General features: G+C 40.2%; 17 protein-coding genes. 13 read left to right on the forward strand and 4 right to left on the reverse strand.

The genetic code is table 11. The features are described from left to right. The 7 genes from aceF (at position 1) to ACFI34_RS04530 (ending at position 10,090) form a co-directional block, all read left to right on the forward strand. Positions 1-1,905, forward strand: a complete 1,905-nt coding sequence (gene aceF, locus ACFI34_RS04500) for a pyruvate dehydrogenase complex dihydrolipoyllysine-residue acetyltransferase (RefSeq protein ID WP_462672563.1) — start codon at positions 1-3, stop codon at positions 1,903-1,905. A 339-nt stretch (positions 1,906-2,244) separates the two neighbouring features. After that, positions 2,245-3,672, forward strand: coding sequence for a dihydrolipoyl dehydrogenase (gene lpdA / locus ACFI34_RS04505; RefSeq protein WP_006794548.1), 1,428 nt, complete (start codon positions 2,245-2,247; stop codon positions 3,670-3,672). A gap of 291 nt (positions 3,673-3,963) precedes the next feature. Then, positions 3,964-4,656: a tRNA-uridine aminocarboxypropyltransferase gene (locus ACFI34_RS04510; RefSeq protein ID WP_462672564.1), complete on the forward strand. Its 693-nt coding sequence runs from the start codon at positions 3,964-3,966 to the stop codon at positions 4,654-4,656. Between the two features lie 801 nt (positions 4,657-5,457). Continuing rightward, positions 5,458-6,462 (forward strand): Fe(3+) ABC transporter substrate-binding protein, encoded by a 1,005-nt coding sequence (locus tag ACFI34_RS04515; RefSeq protein WP_462672565.1) that lies wholly within the window; start codon positions 5,458-5,460, stop codon positions 6,460-6,462. Then, on the forward strand, positions 6,462-8,093 hold the full coding sequence (locus tag ACFI34_RS04520; RefSeq protein WP_462672566.1) for an ABC transporter permease: 1,632 nt from the start codon (positions 6,462-6,464) through the stop codon (positions 8,091-8,093). The genes ACFI34_RS04515 and ACFI34_RS04520 overlap by 1 nt, the downstream gene beginning before the upstream one ends. Then, positions 8,094-9,143 carry an ABC transporter ATP-binding protein gene (locus tag ACFI34_RS04525; RefSeq protein ID WP_462672567.1) on the forward strand — a complete coding sequence of 350 codons (1,050 nt, stop codon included), beginning with the start codon at positions 8,094-8,096 and terminating at the stop codon, positions 9,141-9,143. 47 nt (positions 9,144-9,190) lie between these two features. After that, entirely contained in the window at positions 9,191-10,090 is a 900-nt protein-coding gene (locus tag ACFI34_RS04530; protein WP_462672568.1) for a Dyp-type peroxidase, read from the forward strand. Here the strand turns inward: ACFI34_RS04530 and argR are convergent. After that, positions 10,087-10,554 (reverse strand): transcriptional regulator ArgR, encoded by a 468-nt coding sequence (gene argR, locus ACFI34_RS04535; protein WP_006794541.1) that lies wholly within the window; start codon positions 10,552-10,554, stop codon positions 10,087-10,089. The two genes, ACFI34_RS04530 and argR, sit on opposite strands and share 4 nt — an antisense overlap. 224 nt (positions 10,555-10,778) lie before the next feature. Here argR and mdh point away from each other — a divergent pair, with 224 nt between their 5' ends. Then, the gene (gene mdh / locus ACFI34_RS04540; protein WP_462672569.1) at positions 10,779-11,711 is read left to right on the forward strand and encodes a malate dehydrogenase; all 933 of its coding nucleotides are present in this window, start codon (positions 10,779-10,781) and stop codon (positions 11,709-11,711) included. A gap of 81 nt (positions 11,712-11,792) precedes the next feature. Here the strand turns inward: mdh and ispB are convergent, their stop codons facing one another. Continuing rightward, entirely contained in the window at positions 11,793-12,764 is a 972-nt protein-coding gene (gene ispB, locus ACFI34_RS04545) for an octaprenyl diphosphate synthase (RefSeq protein WP_058404499.1), read from the reverse strand. Positions 12,765-13,174: 410 nt separating this feature from the next. Here ispB and rplU point away from each other — a divergent pair, with 410 nt between their 5' ends. The 5 genes from rplU (at position 13,175) to ACFI34_RS04570 (ending at position 16,070) form a co-directional block, all read left to right on the forward strand. Further along, positions 13,175-13,486, forward strand: a complete 312-nt coding sequence (gene rplU / locus ACFI34_RS04550) for a 50S ribosomal protein L21 (protein WP_006794538.1) — start codon at positions 13,175-13,177, stop codon at positions 13,484-13,486. A 16-nt stretch (positions 13,487-13,502) separates the two neighbouring features. Then, positions 13,503-13,760, forward strand: a complete 258-nt coding sequence (gene rpmA / locus ACFI34_RS04555; protein WP_002957747.1) for a 50S ribosomal protein L27 — start codon at positions 13,503-13,505, stop codon at positions 13,758-13,760. 141 nt (positions 13,761-13,901) lie between these two features. Then, a complete protein-coding gene (gene cgtA, locus ACFI34_RS04560; RefSeq protein ID WP_462672570.1) occupies positions 13,902-15,053 on the forward strand; it encodes an Obg family GTPase CgtA in 1,152 nt (383 codons plus the stop codon). A gap of 71 nt (positions 15,054-15,124) precedes the next feature. Further along, positions 15,125-15,616, forward strand: coding sequence for a type 3 dihydrofolate reductase (folA, locus tag ACFI34_RS04565; RefSeq protein WP_462672571.1), 492 nt, complete (start codon positions 15,125-15,127; stop codon positions 15,614-15,616). A 79-nt stretch (positions 15,617-15,695) separates the two neighbouring features. After that, positions 15,696-16,070: a DUF3718 domain-containing protein gene (locus ACFI34_RS04570; protein WP_010556612.1), complete on the forward strand. Its 375-nt coding sequence runs from the start codon at positions 15,696-15,698 to the stop codon at positions 16,068-16,070. Positions 16,071-16,227: 157 nt separating this feature from the next. Here ACFI34_RS04570 and ACFI34_RS04575 read toward each other — a convergent pair whose 3' ends face one another. Both ACFI34_RS04575 and slmA read right to left on the reverse strand, forming a co-directional pair. After that, positions 16,228-19,002 carry a S9 family peptidase gene (locus ACFI34_RS04575; protein ID WP_462672572.1) on the reverse strand — a complete coding sequence of 925 codons (2,775 nt, stop codon included), beginning with the start codon at positions 19,000-19,002 and terminating at the stop codon, positions 16,228-16,230. Positions 19,003-19,164: 162 nt separating this feature from the next. Continuing rightward, on the reverse strand, positions 19,165-19,752 hold the full coding sequence (gene slmA / locus ACFI34_RS04580; RefSeq protein WP_006794533.1) for a nucleoid occlusion factor SlmA: 588 nt from the start codon (positions 19,750-19,752) through the stop codon (positions 19,165-19,167). Between the last annotated feature and the right edge of the window lie 4 nt (positions 19,753-19,756).

Below are 19,756 nucleotides of genomic sequence, written 5' to 3' on the forward strand. Positions count from 1 at the left end.
ATGAGTATTGAAATTAATGTTCCAGATATCGGTGGCGATGACGTAGAAGTAACCGAAATCTTAGTAAGCGTTGGTGACAAAGTAGATGTTGACCAATCTTTACTGACTGTTGAAGGCGATAAAGCCTCAATGGAAGTACCTGCTGCGCAAGCGGGTACTGTAAAAGAAATTAAAGTAAATGTTGGCGACACGGTAACAACGGGCTCTTTAGTGTTTATATTTGAAGGCGAAAGCGCTGGTGCTGATGCAGCACCAGAAGCACCTGCTGAATCAACAGCACCGGCTCAAGCTTCAGGTTCTTCAACTAAAGAAGTAACCGTACCAGATATTGGTGATGATGAAGTTGAAGTAACCGAAATCATGGTTGCTGTTGGCGACACCGTAGAAGAAGAGCAATCTATCTTAAACGTTGAAGGCGACAAAGCGGCTATGGAAGTACCTGCACCGTTTGCAGGTACTGTAAAAGAAATAAAAGTAGCTACTGGCGATACAGTAAAAACAGGTTCATTAGTATTTGTTTTTGAGGTTGCCGGTTCGAGCGCACCCGCATCTGATGCACCTAAGCAAACGTCTTCACCAGAAGCGCCTGCTGAAAGTTCAGCATCAAGCTCAAAAGAAGTAAACGTCCCTGATATTGGTGACGATGAAGTTGAAGTAACTGAAATCATGGTTGCTGTTGGTGATACTGTTGAAGAAGAGCAATCTATCTTGAACGTTGAAGGCGACAAAGCAGCTATGGAAGTACCTGCGCCATTTGCAGGTATAGTTCGAGAAATTAAAGTAGCAGCGGGCGATAAAGTTAAAACTGGTTCACTTATTTTTGTATTTGAAGTTGCGGGCAGTGCGCCAGCAAAAGCTTCAGCATCTGCTGAACAAAAGCCAGCGGCGGCACCTGCTAAAACAGAGTCAGCGCCAGCACAGGCTGCGCCTGTAGCTAAAGTTAGCAACGAAAGTTTTGAAAACAATAGCGCGTATGCTCATGCATCGCCAGTTGTTCGTCGTTTAGCACGTGAGTTTGGTATTAACCTAGCAAACGTTAAAGGCACGGGTCGTAAAAACCGTGTGGTTAAAGAAGACGTGCAAAACTATGTTAAGCAGCTGGTTAAGCAAGTTGAGTCTGGTCAAGTTTCAGCATCTGCAGGTAACTCTGGTGGTAGTGAGCTTGGCTTAATTCCTTGGCCAAAAGTAGATTTTGCTAAATTTGGTGAAATTGAAGAGAAAAAACTGTCTCGCATTCAAAAGCTGTCGGGTAAAAACCTACACCGTAACTGGGTACAAATCCCGCATGTTACACAGTTTGACGAAGCAGATATCACAAGCCTTGAAGTATTCCGTAAAGAACAAAACGTTTTAAGCGAGAAGAAAAAGCTTGGCGTTAAAATTACACCACTTGTGTTTGTGATGAAAGCCGCAGCTAAAGTACTTGCAGAGTTCCCAACGTTTAACTCGTCGCTGTCTGAAGATGGCGAAAGCTTGATTCTTAAAAAGTACATTAATATTGGTGTGGCTGTAGATACGCCTAATGGCTTAGTTGTTCCTGTGTTTAAAGACGTGGACAAAAAAGGCATTATTGAGCTATCTCGTGAGCTAATGGAAGTATCTAAAAAAGCGCGTGAAGGCAAGCTAACTGCATCAGACATGCAAGGCGGCTGTTTTACCATTTCAAGCTTAGGCGGTATTGGCGGTACGGCATTTACGCCGATTGTTAACGCACCAGAGGTAGCTATTTTAGGTGTATCTAAATCTGAAATGAAACCTAAGTGGAACGGTAAAGAGTTTGAGCCTAAATTAATGGTTCCGCTGTCTATGTCATACGATCACCGTGTGATTGACGGTGCACTAGCTGCACGCTTTACAGCAACGCTTGCGAGCTACATGAGCGATATACGTCAATTAGTGATGTGATATCAATTTTATTAAAAAGGCGATCGTTCTAGGGATTTAAATAGCACTTTCACGGCGTCAGAAATTACTGGTATAGGTAAAACTATACAGCGTAATTTCTACCTTGTTATAGCGCTATTTATCTGTCGCAATAATTGCTCGCTAATTTAATTCAATTGATGTTAGCAAGAAAAATAAAATCAAATCAAATCCCAGCCAGTTGTTTTTAGCTGGGATTTTTACTATATGCAATGATACAATCTTTGCACTATTTGTGAATTGCTCTGATTTTCTGCCCATGCAGAAACATGGCAGTTAAATTTTAGGGCAGTGTCCCGTTCAAACAATTAAGGTAATAGCATGAGCAACGAATTAAAAACTCAAGTTGTTGTACTAGGCGGTGGCCCAGGTGGTTACTCTGCAGCTTTCCGTGCTGCTGACTTGGGCTTAGAAGTTACACTAGTAGAATCACGTGAAACATTAGGTGGTGTTTGTCTTAATGTGGGTTGTATTCCTTCAAAAGCACTTTTACACGTAGCTAAAGTAATTGATGACGCTGCAGAAATGTCATCTCATGGTGTTACTTTTGGCGCACCACAAATTGACTTAGACAAAATCCGCTCTTGGAAGGAGTCTGTTGTTGGTCAGCTTACGGGCGGCTTAGACGGCATGGCTAAAATGCGTAAAGTTAAAGTTGTACCAGGCTATGGTAAATTTACGGGTAGCAACACTTTAGCTGTTGAAGGTGCTGACGGAACAACTACTATCACGTTCGACAATGCGATTATTGCCGCAGGTTCAAAACCAGTTAATTTACCTTTCATTCCAGAAGATGACCGTGTAATTGACTCAACTGGCGCATTAGAGCTTAAAGATATTCCTGAAAAACTACTTGTTTTAGGTGGTGGTATCATCGGTCTTGAAATGGGAACTGTTTACCGCGCATTAGGTTCTGCCATTGATGTAGTAGAATTTGCTGATCAATTAGTTCCTGCAGCTGATAAAGATATTATCAAAATTTACCAAAAATACGTAAGCGATAAGTTTAACGTTATGCTTTCAACTAAAGTTGTTGCTGTTGAAGCGAAAGACGATGGCTTATACGTTACATTTGAAGGTAAAAATGCACCCGCTGAGCCAGTACGTTACGACAAAGTACTTGTTGCAGTAGGTCGTACGCCTAACGGTAATTTACTTGATGCTGAAAAAGCAGGCGTAAATGTAGATGAGCGCGGCTTTATTAACGTTGATAAACAGTTACGCACTAATGTAAGCAACATTTTTGCAATTGGTGACTTAGTTGGCCAGCCTATGCTTGCGCATAAAGCGGTTCATGAAGGTCATGTTGCTGCTGAAGTTATCTCTGGTCAGAAGCATTTCTTCGACCCTAAATGTATTCCTTCAATTGCCTACACTGACCCAGAAATTGCATGGGTAGGTGTTACTGAGAAAGAAGCTAAAGAGCAAGGTTTAAGCATTGAAACTGCGGTATTCCCGTGGGCTGCTTCAGGTCGTGCAATTGCATCTTCTCGTACTGAGGGTTCTACAAAGCTTATTTTTGATAAAGAAAGCGGTCGTATAATTGGTGGTGCTATGATTGGTATTAACGCGGGCGAAATGCTTGGCGAAATCGGTTTAGGTATTGAAATGGGTGCAGATGGTGAAGACTTAGCACTTACTATTCATGCTCACCCAACATTGAACGAATCAATTGGCCTTGCAGCTGAAATTTTTGAAGGTTCAATCACTGATTTACCAAACAAAAAAGCAGTTAAAAAGAAGAAGTAAATTCTTTTAACTAGCAACGCTTTTTTAAAACCCAAGCTTCGGCTTGGGTTTTTTGTTTTTATAGCTGTTAATCCAAACATAAACAAAACTTGCTTTAATAAAATGCCATTTTATTATGAGCTGATAGCTGATAGCTGATAGCTGATAGCTGATAGCTGATAGCTGATAGCTGATAGCTGATAGCTGATAGCTGATAGCTGATAGCTGATAGCTGATAGCTGATAGCTGATAGCTATTCATCACGTTTTTAGCTACAATATGCGCCGATCAAATTTAAGGTAATTAATCACAGTGACTCACTCTTCCCATAATTCAGTACTGGTATTACGCGCTCAGCAAATTAGTGAATCTCGTCGCGAATTTAATGCCCGTGGCGCTAAGTTAGCACGTTGTGAGCAATGCTTAATTGCAAAGCACTACTGTATTTGTGAAGGCGTAGAGAAAGCGCAGTGCGATGCTGCAGTGTGCTTATTAATGTATCATAACGAAAGTTTTAAACCTTCGAATACGGGGCGTTTAATTGCCGAAATTATACCCGATAACCATGCTTTTAAATGGGATAGAACTAACCCAGATGATGCGCTAATAGCGCTCATTAATGATGAGCAATATCAGCCAATGGTTATTTTTCCTGCTGAAGATGTAGAAGCGGGGCGGGCAATTACACAAGTAAATATTGAGCATGGTAAAAGGCCGCTGTTTATCTTTTTGGATGGCACATGGCGTGAAGCGAAAAAAATGATTCGTAAAAGTCCATATTTAGATAACTTGCCCGTATTGTCTATTACAGCTGATAAGTTATCAGACTACCGTTTACGAGTTGCGCCTCACGCGCATCAGTTAGGCACAGCTGAAGTGGGTATTTTAGTGCTAGCACTTGCGGGTGAACTGGATGCAGCTAAAAAGCTTGAGGATCACTTTATAAAGTTTCGAGATGCGTATCTTATGGGAAAACGAAATAAAGGCAGACCAGAGTCTCTTTAATACCGATTGTATTGAGTGGTAGTATTAAATTTAGGACAAAGAAAAGCGCGCTCTATCTCTAGGCGCGCTTGCGGAATCTTCTAATTTTCTGCATCCTGCAATTGAACTTAATCAACTCCAATTTTTACTGTTCCATGTTTATTGCTATATTACTTTTTAGTTCTATGCAATATAAGCCAATCCGGGCTTATCTCCTTTATTCCTGAACGTCCTGTTGTGTAAAACCTATTACCAAATCCTTCATTTGCACGTCCTAGTGCTTCCATGTTGTTATCAATCCATTGTGTTGCCTGTTAATAAGGCCTGTCCTTTTTATTCCTTCAACATCCTGTTAAGCAACATTCCAGTGTTACATTCCTTTATGCATCTTCCTGATGCTGTCCTTTTATTAACACTCCGTTGCGATACTCATCCTGAGCCTGTCCTAACTCCGTGTTGTCATTTATAACCAGTCACTGGTTTATCGAGTAATTAATCCCTGTCCTTTTACTCGTTAAGCGTCATTGCTTAATTGATGGGTTAAGTATAGGCGAATGGCCTAACTAAAGTAGGACAAAAACACCATACAGTTTATGTATTATTATTGTTAAACACTATAAAAGTTAATTTTATCAATGGTTTAAGTTATTTTTGGTAGGTTTTTAATCGGCGTTTTACTTATAAGCTGGCACACCCGTGAGATATCTCTTACAAGGTATTTCTGTTTTGGACGCTTTTTTAGTATTTATGGTTATTTAGGGTGTGCACTTTTTAACTGTTCACGGTAGAATTATTGATAATAATTACTATTTAGGTGGAATAATGAAGAAAACACTCGCTATCGCTTTCGGGTTTATCGTATCGGCGCCAGCCTTTGCAAATGATGTTGTTAATATTTACTCTTTTCGCCAACCTTTTTTAATACAACCTATTTTAGACGACTTTACTAAACAAACCGGTATTAAAACAAATGTTGTGTTTGCTAAAAAAGGCTTAATCGAGCGTGTAAAACGCGAAGGTAAACATAGTAAAGCTGATTTAGTTCTTACTTCTAATTTTAGTGCACTCATTCAATTAGAAGATTTAAACTTAACTCAAACAATTAATAGCAATAATGTAAATGCTAACGTACCTTCTGCTTTTCGAGATGGAGATGGTCAATGGGTTGCGCTAACAAAACGCGTGCGAAATGTATATTCGTCAAAAGATCGTTTGGGTGCATTACCAAAGCTCACTTACGAAGAACTAGCCGATCCAAAGTATAAAGGGCAAATTTGTACTCGTTCAGGTAAACATCCGTATAACCTAGGGTTAGTTGCTTCAATGATTGCGCATCACGGTGAAGCGCAAACTAAAACATGGCTTGAAGGCGTAAAGGCTAATTTAGCACGTAAACCACAAGGCAATGACCGTGCTCAAGTTAAAGCCGTTAAAGAGGGGCTGTGTAATCTTGCGTTAGGCAATAGTTACTACTTAGGTAAAATGTTGCAAGACGAAGAACAAAAAACATGGGCTGAGGCGGTACACATTAATTTCCCTAATCAAATTAATCGTGGTTCACATATCAATGTATCGGGTGCTGTTATTACTAAATATGCTAAAAACCCTGAAAATGCCTTGAAACTCATAGAGTATATGACCGACAATAAAGCGCAAAACATGTATGCATCGCTTAATATGGAATACCCAGTTAAGCCTGGTGTGCAATTATCCAGTTTGGTTGCATCATGGGGCAGCTTTAAAGAAGATAGCTTACCACTTGATGAAATCAGTAAATATCGTCCGTTAGCGCTTAAGTTAATTGATGAGGTGAAGTTCGATCTTTAATGACTTATAAATTTAAGCTGTCTAAATGGCAGCTATTCGCGTGGTCGACAGGGTTAGTTTTGTCGGCCCCGTTGTTCTTCCTTCTTTTTGAATCGCTACAAGGCAACTCAGAGGTTTTTTCTCACCTTTGGGACACTGTGCTTTGGGATTACATTTCTAATACTGTACTACTTATATTGGGTGTGTGTGCACTCAGTAGTGTTATAGCGTTGCCACTTGGTTGGCTAACTGCTTATTGTAACTTTCCCGGTAAAAAACATTTTGAATGGGCGCTCATGCTTCCCCTTGCTATGCCTACTTACATTATTGCCTACGTGTATACTGATTTACTTGATTACGCAGGACCCGTGCAAATTACTCTAAGGGAGTGGTTTGGCTGGCAATCTCCCAGTGACTACTGGTTTTTTGATATTCGCACTTTGCCTGGTGCAATAGTCATGATTGCTTTGGTACTTTACCCCTATTTATTTTTAATTTTTAAAACAGCTTTGAGAGAACAATCTTTTAAATTGGTACAGGCAAGCCAATTAATGGGACTTTCTCCAACTAAAAGCTTTTTTAAAGTGAGTCTTGTATTATCTCGCGGCTCTATTGTTGCGGCCCTTGCGCTGATCAGTATGGAAACAATGGCTGACTTTGCAACCGTTAGTTATTTCGCTGTTAGCACGCTAACAACGGCGGTTTACGACACATGGTTTGGGTATTACTCATTGACTGCCGCTGCAAAAATATCAGGTGTTATGTTGTTATTGCTATTTTTAGCGCTTATGGCAGAGCGCTTTAGTCGTCGTAATCAAGCCGTGTTTGAGCGTCAATCGGGTGTAAATAGCGAGGCACTTTATATTTTAAAGGGTAAGTCGGCTTGGTTAGCAACGGCATTTTGTGGCACGGTTTTACTTGTGTCTTTTGTGATCCCCATTGCGGTTCTACTTAATTACGCGATTACCTATTTTGAAAAAGCGTGGAATGCTGAGTTTTTCAATTATGCCTGGCAAAGCTTAAAAGTGGCAGGAGTTGTGAGCGTAATCACAATTGCATTAGGTGTTTTTGTTGTTTTTTATCAACGCATAGCATCACATTCGTACCCACTTATTCCTGGGCGACTAGCTAGTACGGGCTACGCTCTGCCTGGCACCGTATTAGCAATTGCCGTTTTATTACCTCTAACACTGTTAGAAAGTAGTATTAATAATGTATTAGAACCTTATAATTTAGATATAGGCCTGTTACTAACAGGCAGTGTGTTTACTATTGTGATTGCTTATGTCGTTCGGTTTTATGCGATTGCTCACGGTGCAATAGAATCGAGTTTTGTGCGTATTAGTCCATCGCTTGATATGGCAAGCCAGTCTATGGGTAAAAGCCAAGGCCAAACATTGCGTTTAGTGCACCTACCATTATTAAGAAGAGGCTTACTGACAGCTGCCTTACTCGTTTTTATTGAATGCATGAAAGAACTTCCTGCTGCGTTATTACTCAGACCATTTAACTTTGAAAGTCTAGCAACGCATGTTTTTCAGTACGTCAGTGATGAGCAGTTAGAGCTGGCTTCTATATCTGCTTTATCTATTGTTATTGTTGGATTTATTCCCTTGTATTTTATTAACCGTTCTATGGAGCAACACACTTAAATGAGTAGTTTAATTTTGCAAGGTGTAAGCTATCACTATAACGGTACAAAGGTGATCGAAGGTTTAGATTTAACGGTGGGTAAAGACGAGATTGTGTGTTTACTTGGTGCGAGTGGCTGCGGTAAAACCACCACACTAAAAGCCATTGCAGGTTTAGTTGAGGCTAAGCAAGGAAGTGTATTTATTGATGGCAAACTTGTCAGTGATGAATCAACATTTATTGCACCAGAGCATCGAAATATAGGTATGATGTTTCAAGATTACGCGTTGTTTCCTCATTTGAGCGTAGCAAATAACATTGCGTTCGGGTTAGGTAAAATGAGCCAATCCGAAAAACAACAACGTGTAGATGAAATGCTTCAGTTAGTGCATTTGTCGGGTTGTGCCGATAGGTTTCCTCACCAGCTTTCCGGTGGGCAGCAGCAACGTGTTGCGATTGCACGTGCATTGGCTTACAAACCTAGTTTGTTATTACTCGACGAGCCCTTTTCTAATATAGATACTCAAGTTAGGTTTGAGTTAATTGCTGATATTCGCCGCATTATTAAGGCGCAACAAGTATCAGCGGTATTTGTTACCCATTCCAAAGAAGAGGCGTTTGCTTTTTCAGACACGCTTGCCATTATGCATCGTGGAAAAGTTGCACAACAAGGCACGCCAGAGCAGCTTTTTGCTGCTCCTAGGTCAAAGGTGGTTGCAGAGTTTCTTGGTCAAGGCATATACTTACCCGCACAAGCATTAACGGCAACTGAATATAAAACATCTTTTGGTACTGTTGAGTCTAATACGCAAGCAAGCCACCATTCATGTAGTGGTGAGTTATATGTGCGACCTCATCAAATTGAACTTGTGAAAGAGTGTCAAAGTGACAAACTCAGTAAACGGGCTACAATATTAAGTCGTCGCTTTATTGGTTCTGCTCATATTTATAAAGTTGTCATAGCCGAGCAAACGCTTGAAGTTGCAGCGCAATATGGCCAATCATTTGAAATCAATGAGCAGGTTATAATAAAAATAAAACCCCACACAGTGAACTTTTTTGAATCGTAATCAAATGTTATTTACTGTGTTTATATCTGTAAAACTGAGGAATAACAATGGCGCAAGCGCAATCTGGGATTTGTGCTGAAGCAAACCTACATGGTTTGCATTTATTTTTTAATGTGTTTGATGGTCAAGACGAATCATTGCGCGCTAAACTAAAGCAAGTAAGCGCTATTGAAGAAGAGTTTAACGATCAGTTTTCAGAGTCAATGTTGTCGTGCGTTGTTGCCATTGGTGCCCAATATTGGCCTCATATCCTTCCTGAATATATTCCTAGTGAGCTGCAAAGCTTTCCCAATATAAATCATGCAGATCACCAAATGAGTGTTCAGCCGTGTGACTTATTTGTGCAGGTGCGTTCAGACAGAGAAGACGTAAACCACTTATTTGCATTGCAAGTTTTAAAGCTTTTTGCACCTGATGTAGAGCTGGTGGAGCAAATCCGTAACTTTCGCTTTTTAGATGGCCGAGATTTTAATGGTTTTATTTATGGTGGTGATACGCCACACGGAAGAAAAAAGCGTTCAACTGCTTTAATTAATAAACCTGGTTGTTTCGAAGATCAGGGAAGTTATATTCATGTTCAGCGCTATAAACACGACTTAACTGTTTGGCAGCATTTATCGCTCAGTGAGCAAGAGCAAATTATGGGCCGTACACGACTTGATAATACGCTTATAACCCCAGCACTAAATACCAGTCATGCCACGCGTAGCGAATTAAAAGATGAAGAGGGGCAACCCCTTTTGTTGAATCAAAGCATGCCTTATGGCGATGTTTATGAGCAAGGTATGTTATGCATAAGCTGCGCCAGTACTGGCACTGCATTTGAGACTGTATTAAATAGCCGTTTAGGAGAGGGGGAGTGTTACGACCATTGGCTTGATTTTACTCAAGCCGATATGGGGTCAGCTTTTTTTGCCCCCTCAGTTGGGTTTTTAAAGCAAATTTAAACCGTATCAAACAAAATACGTACACGTTCAAGTGTTACGTCTATTTCAGAAATTTTTGCTGGAGCAATAAATATAGTATCGTCTCCGGCAATAGTACCGAGTACACCATCGGCCTTTCCTAACGAGTCAAGTAAGCGGGCAATAAGCTGCGCAGCGCCTGGGCTGGTGCGAATAATGATCATCATTTCATTATGCATAATATCAATAACTAACTGGCGTAATGGGCTTTTAGCTGTCGGCACTCCCATTTCAGCGGGTAGGCAGTAAACCATTTCTTGCTTAGCGTTGCGGGTACGCACAGCACCAAACTTACTTAACATGCGTGACACTTTACTCTGGCTTATATTATCAAAGCCTTGTTCTTTGAGTGCATCAACTATTTCGCCCTGGGAGCCAAAGTTTTCTTCTTTTAAAAGTGATTTGAACGCTTTTACCAATGCTTCTTGTTTATCTTGAGGTTGCATAGTCTTTATTCATTATTGTTATTTATGCTGTAAATACTACACAAAAATGAATAATTATGCAGCAGTTGTTTAGTCAACTTGGCAGTTTGATGCGATAAACCACCAAAGTTTACAACTATGGTCGAAAATATCGCAAAATAGGCCCGATAAATTTGTTTTTAGGCGCTAATTTCATTATCTTAAGGGCCACAAGTATTTCCTACCTCAAATGACGGAGAATTCCAATGAAAGTTGCTGTATTAGGTGCTGCAGGCGGTATCGGTCAAGCATTGTCTTTACTATTAAAAACAGGCTTACCAGCTGGTTCTGAATTATCACTTTACGATGTTGCACCAGTTGTACCAGGTGTTGCTGTTGACCTATCACACATCCCAACTGATGTTAAAGTAGCAGGTTTTGGCGCAGACGATTTAAACAAAGCGCTTGACGGTGCTGATATTGTTTTAATCCCAGCGGGTATGCCACGTAAACCAGGTATGGATCGTGCAGATTTATTTAACGTAAATGCCGGTATCATCAAAACACTAGCTGAAGGCATTGTAGCTAGTTGCCCTAAAGCACTTGTGGGTATTATTACTAACCCAGTAAACGGCACAGTACCGATTGTTGCTGAAGTGTTCAAAAAAGCAGGCACATACGATGCAAGCCGTGTATTTGGTATTACTACGCTTGACGTGATTCGTTCAGAAGCATTTGTTGCAGAACTTAAAGGCGTAGACGTTGCTACAGTTAAAGTCCCCGTAATTGGTGGTCACTCTGGCACAACTATTCTTCCTCTACTTTCTCAAGTTGAAGGCGTAACTTTCACTGAAGACGAAGTTGCTGCACTTACTCCACGTATCCAAAATGCAGGTACTGAAGTAGTAAATGCTAAAGCAGGTGGTGGTTCAGCTACATTATCAATGGGTGCTGCTGCAGCACGTTTTTGTATGTCTTTAGTTAAAGGCCTACAAGGTGAAGAAGTTGTAGATTACGCTTACGTTGCTGTTGAAGGTGGTGATGCAGAGTATTTTGCACACCCAGTACGCTTAGGTAAAAACGGCGTTGAAGAAATTCTTTCTTATGGCGAACTTAGCGCTTTTGAAGAAAAAGCGAAAAACGACATGCTTGAGACTCTGAAAAAAGACATCAAAGAAGGTGTTGATTTCATGGCGTAATAGCCAAATTGAGCATTAAAAAAGCCTGCATTTGCAGGCTTTTTTGTTGATCTAAATTTATTTACATCGAGCCACTAAATATTAATGGTCACGGTCCACTGCTATGCGGGCTAAGCTTACTAATGCGTGTTTGTAATCAGATTCAGGTAAAAAGTTTAGGCAAGCAATTGCTTTATCGGCTTCAAGCTCTGCTTTTTTCATTGTGAACTCTAGAGCATTGGTATGCTTTAACGCATCTAATATAGCCTCTAAGTTGTCCATTCCGTTACTGTGCTCAATGGCATCTCGGATAAGCTGTTTTTGCTCACTGTTACCATGTTGCATCGCATATATGAGTGGTAGGGTAGGTTTTCCCTCGGCTAAATCATCACCAATATTTTTACCTAGCTGGTCTGCATCGGCATTATAATCCAGCACATCGTCAACAAGTTGAAATGCCGTGCCTAGGTGCATGCCATACAAGTTTAACGCATTGAGCGTGGCTTCATCATTGTCGGTAATAATGGCTGCAAGCCCAGTTGCAGCTTCAAACAACTTAGCTGTTTTAGAGTAAATAACTTGCATGTAGCTGGCTTCGGTTGTGTCTGGATCGTTGCAATTCATAAGTTGCAGCACTTCACCTTCAGCAATAATATTGGTTGCATCAGCAAGTATTTGCATAATTTGCATTTTGCCCAAACCGACCATCAACTGAAATGAGCGCGTGTAGATAAAGTCGCCAACTAATACGCTTGCAGCATTACCAAATTCAGCGTTAGCTGTAGGCGTGCCTCGGCGCAAATTAGACTCGTCAACAACGTCGTCGTGTAATAAGGTCGCGGTGTGAATAAACTCAACAATGGTCGCAAGCGTAATGTGGTCTTTACCAGTATATCCTAGCGCTTTGGCTGCTAGAATAGCTAACATAGGGCGAACGCGTTTGCCGCCGCTGTTAACTATGTATAAACCAAGTTGGTTTACTAACGCCACATCTGAGCGCATTTGCGCATGTATAAGTTGATTGACGTCATTCATATCGCTTTCTATTAACGCCTGGATAGCTTTTATATCCATTGATCTCCGAGCCAATTTTTATGTGTGAACGGCGCAGATTGTACAACAAAAAACGCACTAGCTCGATATTTTGTGACGATTGATTTAAAAAACCTACCTAAAGTGCTTAATTCAATCACAAATGCGTTTAATTAATAGACGATGAAAGATGGTTTTTGAGTTTACATAATGTACGACGCAGGTTGTATTTTTATTAGTAAGATTATTTTGCAAAGAGTTAAAAAGCGCTTGGCAAAAGGCTTAATTAATATAAAATGGAGAAAATATTGAATTGCTCTCAAAGCAGCTACTTTTTATTCATTTTAATTACAAAATAGGCTTGCTAGTTATTTCGCGTTAGCGTAAACTTCGCGCCCTATCGAAGAATATTTTAGTTGCGCCGATTTGAGGGTGCACAGACGGAGTTAATTATGTACGCGGTTTTCCAAAGTGGTGGTAAACAGCATCGTGTGACTGAAGGTCAAACGATTCGTCTTGAAAAATTAGACGTTGAAACTGGTGCGGCAGTTGAATTTGATTCAGTGCTTTTAGTTGCTGATGGTGAGAAGATCGAGATCGGTGTACCGTTCGTAAACGGTGGTAAGATAACAGCTGAGGTTGTTTCACATGGTCGCGGTGAGAAGATTAAGGTTGTTAAATTTAGACGCCGTAAGCATTCTCGTAAGCAAATGGGCCACCGTCAATGGTTCACAGAAGTTAAAATCACTGGCATTAGCGCTTAATTAGAGGTACTTAGAAATGGCACATAAAAAAGCAGCTGGTAGTACTCGTAACGGTCGCGATTCAGAAAGCAAACGCCTAGGTGTTAAGCGTTTTGGTGGCGAATCAGTTCTAGCGGGTAGCATCATTGTTCGTCAGCGTGGAACACGTTTCCACCCTGGTACAAACGTAGGTATCGGTAAAGACCACACTATCTTTGCAAAAGCAGATGGTAAAGTTCAATTTGAACAAAAAGGTCCTTTAAACCGTAAATACGTAACTATCGTAACTGAGTAATCAGTAAGGTAGTTAAAAAACCCCGCCTTTGCGGGGTTTTTTGTTTTGAGACAAAAATATATACCGAAGCCAAGCCTGCAATCGGCTTGGCTTCGGTATATAATGTATAAATTAGCAAGCCAATCCCTAAAGTGAGTAATCATGAAGTTTGTAGATGAAGTAGAAATTCGCGCAGAGGCCGGAGACGGCGGAAGCGGTATCGTGTCTTTCCGACGTGAAAAATATGTCCCAGATGGTGGGCCTGACGGCGGTGACGGTGGAGACGGTGGTAGTGTTTATCTACAGGCTGATGAAAACTTAAATACCCTTATTGATTATCAGTTTGAGCGCTTTCACAGAGCTGAGCGCGGTACAAACGGGCGTAGCCGAAACTGTACAGGTAAAAAAGCAGATGATTTATTTGTAATGGTGCCAGTGGGTACGCGTATTACCGATGTTGATACGCAAGAAGGGCTTGGGGATTTGACTCAACATGGTCAACGAATTTTGGTTGCAAAAGGTGGTTTCCACGGCTTGGGGAATGCACGTTTTAAATCAAGTACTAACCGAGCGCCTCGACAAAAAACATTAGGTACCCCCGGAGAAGTACGTAACTTAAAATTAGAGTTACTATTGCTAGCTGACGTAGGTTTACTAGGTTTGCCAAATGCAGGTAAATCGACCTTTATTCGCAGTGTGTCAGCAGCAAGACCTAAAGTGGCTGACTACCCATTTACAACGCTTATTCCTAATTTAGGTGTGGTGCGTCCGGAAGCTAACAAGTCATTTGTAATAGCTGATATACCTGGGTTGATTGAAGGTGCGTCTGATGGTGCCGGTTTAGGTATCCGATTTTTAAAGCATTTAGAGCGCTGTCGTGTGTTATTGCACGTCATTGACGTAATGCCTGTGGATGGATCAAATCCAGTCGATAATGCGTTTGCAATTATTAACGAACTGCATCAATACAGTCCTAAGCTTGCAGAAAAGCCGCGTTGGTTAGTATTTAATAAAATAGACTTATTGCCTGAAGATGAAGCACAAGCACTATGCGATGCGATTGCACAAGAGCTAGGTGAGTCTGAAAATATTTATCAAATCTCAGCTATTAACAAGCTGCATACTCAACCGCTTATACACGATATTATGACATTGCTTGATAGCATGCCTAAAGAGAAGTTTGAGCAAGTTGAAGATGAAGAGATAGAGTTTAAATGGGATACCTACCATCAGAAAGCCACTAAGGGCGATGATGATGATTGGGATGACTGGGATGAAGATGATTACGATGTAGAAGTAGTCTACGAACGTTAATTTTCATTAAATATAAAAAGGAGCAGTGGCTCCTTTTTTGTTTTTTAATAGTAAAGTATTAGGTATTTAATGTGATTATTTCAATGATTGCCGCTATGGCAAATAACCGTGTTATTGGTCTTGATAATAAAATGCCGTGGCATTTACCTGCAGATCTCCAACATTTTAAAGCCGTTACTACAGGCAAGCCTGTGATCATGGGTCGTAAAACTTTTGAGTCTATTGGCCGTCCTTTACCTGGTAGACGCAATATTATTATTACGCGCAACACTGAATATAAGGTCGAAGGTATTGAAACGGTAACAAGCCCAGAGGCCGCGCTGAGCTTGGTTTGTGATGTTGAAGAAGTGATGATTATTGGTGGTGGAAATGTTTATCAGCAGTTTTTAACACAAGCTGAGCGCTTATATTTAACCTTTATTGATCTCGATGTTGAAGGCGATACACAGTTCCCTGATTACCAAGCTATTGCAAATTGGGAAGTGAAAGAAGAGCAATCTAAACAGCCAGACGAAAAAAATAAACATAGTTATAAATTCGTAACTTTATATAAATACTGCTAACGTTATTGCGAAAGGTTAACTAGGTTGGTACAATATTAACCAGTTAACGTAGGAATAAAGTACCAAACAAGGGTCGACAATGTTTAAATTATCAAAGTTAGTTGTTATTGCTGCTATCGCTGCAGTTTCACTTTCGTACACAGCTCCAGTAAAAGCTGATGATCAACTAGCAATATCTATTTGCGAGTATATCGCAGCAGATGATAAAAACCGTTTACGTAGTAAGTTAAAAAGCTCTCGTGTAAAAATTCGTAACATATATGATTCTATTCAATGTAACGGTAATAACTTATTGCGTCATGCTGTTGCCAGCAATGCAGTAAATGCAGGTGAGTATATTGTTAAAAACTTATCTAAAAGTTCATTGTCAGACGGTGCCGACATAGCCTGGGCTGAAGGCAATCACGCAGGTTCTGCGCTTATTCCTGTAATTAAAGACCGTGCTGGTTTGTAATTATTAGTAATTTAAAAAAAGCCGCGATTATCGCGGCTTTTTTGTTGCTGGAAAAATAATTGACTATTTAGAGGCCGATATTACTGAGTAATATCGGCCTCTATCTGTCTGAGTACTCTGATCAGCTTTTATCATGTTTATTTATGAATGTCTCAGTTCACTCACTTATAAATGCTTCACCTTCAATCATCCATTTAGCTGCAGGCTGACCTTTTAGGTAATGATCGAAGTACTGCATCATACGGACTGAAAAATCGACCTGATTTGGGAATTTTTTAAGGTGATGCGGTTCACCTTCATACTGTAAAAAAGTGGCATCTTTGCCTGCACGACGAAGTGCTAAATAATACTGTACGCCTTCGTGCCAAGGCACCGCATCATCTTTGTCTCCAAACATGATTAAAATTGGCGTATTGACCTTGTCGGCAAAAAATACAGGCGAGTTTTCAATGTATAACTCTGGCGCCTCAAATAAGTTTTTACCTATGCGGCTTTGTCCGGTTTCGTATTGAAACTGGCGAGCAAGGCCTGACTTTAAGCGTATACCACTGTATGCGCTGGTCATGTTAGATACCGGCGCGCCTGATACAACCGCTTTAAACATATCTGTTTGGGTGATCATAAATGCACTTTGGTACCCAGCCCATGAGTGACCTTGCAAGCCAATTTTGTTTGGATCGGCAATACCAAGATCTATTAACTTTTGGGTAGCATTGATCATGGTTTGCGTTGACGATTTGCCCGGGTGACCTATTTCAAAACGAATATCAGGTAAAAAGATGGCGTAGCCATTTGATGTAAACATTGGGAAATTAGGGCGATGATTTAACTCCATTTTAGGAAAATCAAACATACGCTGGCTCATGTAACGATAAAAATAAACGACAACAGGTACTTTATCGCCTTTTTTGTAACCGTCAGGTTTTATTAAAACACCTTGCAAGTCTTCACCATTAAAGCCTTTGTAGCTAATGAGTTCAGGTTTTTCACCCCAAGCAAAATTTGCGGTTTGAGGGTTCAAATCAGTTACTTTTTGTGTGCTTAAAAAGCTTAAGTCGGTTTGATAAAAATCTGGGAACTGATGATAAGTCTGTTCTGTAAATAGGTATTTATCTGCTTTCTTGGCTTTTTTAACAATATCAAAACGTTTATCACCACTGAGTACTTTAGTGATGGTCGTGTTTTCTAAATCAAGCTTAGCCACTTCGCTTTGCTTTGTTTGAAGGTTAACAGCAGTAACTAGCAGTGTTTCATCTTGTTTAAAGCCTACCTGGTTTCTATCAAGCTTAATGACGCGATACTGTGTATTAGTCTGCTTTCCATTTGTTAAGCGTTTAGCTTGCTTGGTGTTTACATTAAACGCCCAAATATCATATTTGCTATAAGCAAGTACTTGGCTGCTATCGCTCATCCAGCCTGCAAAACCATAGCCTGGTTGATCTGATGGGTAATCGTGTTTGTCGTCGGCAAAGGTTGCTTTTATGGCTTGTGTGACCGGAGTAACCTTATTGTTAGCTAATTCTTTTAGTTGTATTTGGTTGTCAGCAAAGTAAGCCGCAAATAAGCCATTAGGAGAAAGAGAAGGCCTAAAAGGGCTGTTAGTCACAATAGGAGTTTGCTTGCCTGTATTAATGTTTACGGCGTAGTAATCTGCAAAAAATCCGCCATACATTATTTTTTCTAAATAGGGAGTATTTGACGAGCCTAGCAAGGAAGTATCGCGCTCTGTATTAAGAGCAACACTAGGCATTGCAGGGGTACTTAGTTGAACCACTTTTTGTGAATTTACATGATATACGGCTTCGTAGTGACGGTGCTTATTAACCGCGTTCCATTGCTGTTTTTCTCGTGGTTTTATCTCTGGGTCTTTATTATGCCAAACATCCAAGCCTTTTTGCTCGCGAATAGTATCAATGTCATAGAGTGAGGTTTCATCTACGAATTCTTTGGCTTTTACTTTCGCTGCAAGTTTTGGTCGGTTTTCAAAGTATAAGCGTTCACCGTTTTCTGACCAGCTTAGTTTTGCGGTTTTGCCTATAGTCCACTCTTTGTTTGTAGATTCAATAGTTGAAAGTGTTTCGTTTTTCCATAATTGTAGTGAGTGGTTTCGACGGCGGGTATCTTCGTTTACATAATTACCCAATGTAAATGCTACGGTTGCTTCGATTGGGTGCCATGCTATTTTATTAGCAATAACACCGGGTTCATCAATTAGCACTTCACTTTTAAAAGATGTTAGTGTGATTAGCTTTATTTGGTTGTCGTTACCATCAGGGTAACTTTGGCTTAGCAAAAGCTGATCATTGGTATCACTTATACTGTAACTAAAAACATTATCAATAGTTTCACTTTGTTGGTTTTTTAAATTAACAATAACGAGCGAGTAAACCTTGTCTTTTTTGTCAGGTGAAATGGCGCTATTGTCTTCATCTTCACTCTCATTCTTTGTACTTTTTTCTATATTATCAGTTTTATCTGCTTTTTTATCTAAACGATACGCAAGCCATACCCCGTCGTTTGATAATGCGTAGTCTTTTACATTCTCAAAACGTTTTTGCTCACCTGTTTCTGTATTTACTAGTACTAAGTTATTTTTAAGCGTGTTTTTTTTCTTGGTGGTTTCTTTTTCGAGTAATGTGGGTACTTGTATAAATGCAGTCCAGTTGGCTGCTTTGTTTATAAACGGCTTGGTGCCGCGGTCCACTTCGCTGATTAAACTATTTGAGGTTAAAGAGTAAACCTGACCTGCAGCATTGCCGCGGTATGGCGTGGCACTTAAAGATAAAATACGTCCATCTTCAGATAGTTGTGTGCCTTTGGCTGATTTAAAGTTAAATACATCTGTAAATTCTAATGTCTCTTTTGCATTAGGCGCGGTGCAGACTAAGCTAGTAATAAGTGCGCTACTTAGGAGAGTGAGCTTTGTTTTCATTATTGAATCTCGTTTTTTAACATTATTTTATTGTAACGAGTTTGACTAATATTTCGACCAGATAGGATAGAAGGCAGGTGGTGGCGATAAGTAACAGGTATAAACGATAAAACGACCATTTGGTCGTTTTATTTAAAAATTAATTCAGCGGGTATAATTATGTTAGAGCCAAATTTTTTGCAATTCAGGCCATTGTTTTTCAAATTGCACGCTTGGTTTAGTTTTAAAGTCACTGCGCACAAATTGATTCATTTTTCCTTCAACATAGGCAAGTAAAAAGTTAGCCAGTGTAAGCTCATCGCTTTGGAAGTTTTTTCCTTCACGAAGCTTACGTTCTCTAAGCACTTGTTTAAGTTGGGTTTCTAATTTTTCAAAAAAGCTTTGAACGCGTTCACGTAAGCGCTCTTGTTCACCTTGCAGCGCATCACCGGTTAAAATACGGGTAATACCAGGGTTTTTTTCGGCAAATGTTAAAAGTAAAAGTAAAATATTATAAACACGGGTTTGGCTTTCTTTTTCGTTTTCTAAAATAAGGTTAATGCGCGATAAAAGAGTGTCTTCAATAAACTCGATTAAGCCTTCAAACATACGCGCTTTGCTAGGAAAGTGACGATAAAGAGCCGCTTCAGATACACCAACCTCAGCAGCTAGTTTAGCTGTGGTGATACGTTGACCAGGGCTTGTTTCTAACATTTGTGCGAGTGCTTGCAGTATTTGCTCTTTGCGATTACTTCTTTTTGTCGCAGGCATGAAC

Source organism: Pseudoalteromonas sp. PSi26, from assembly GCF_054960575.1.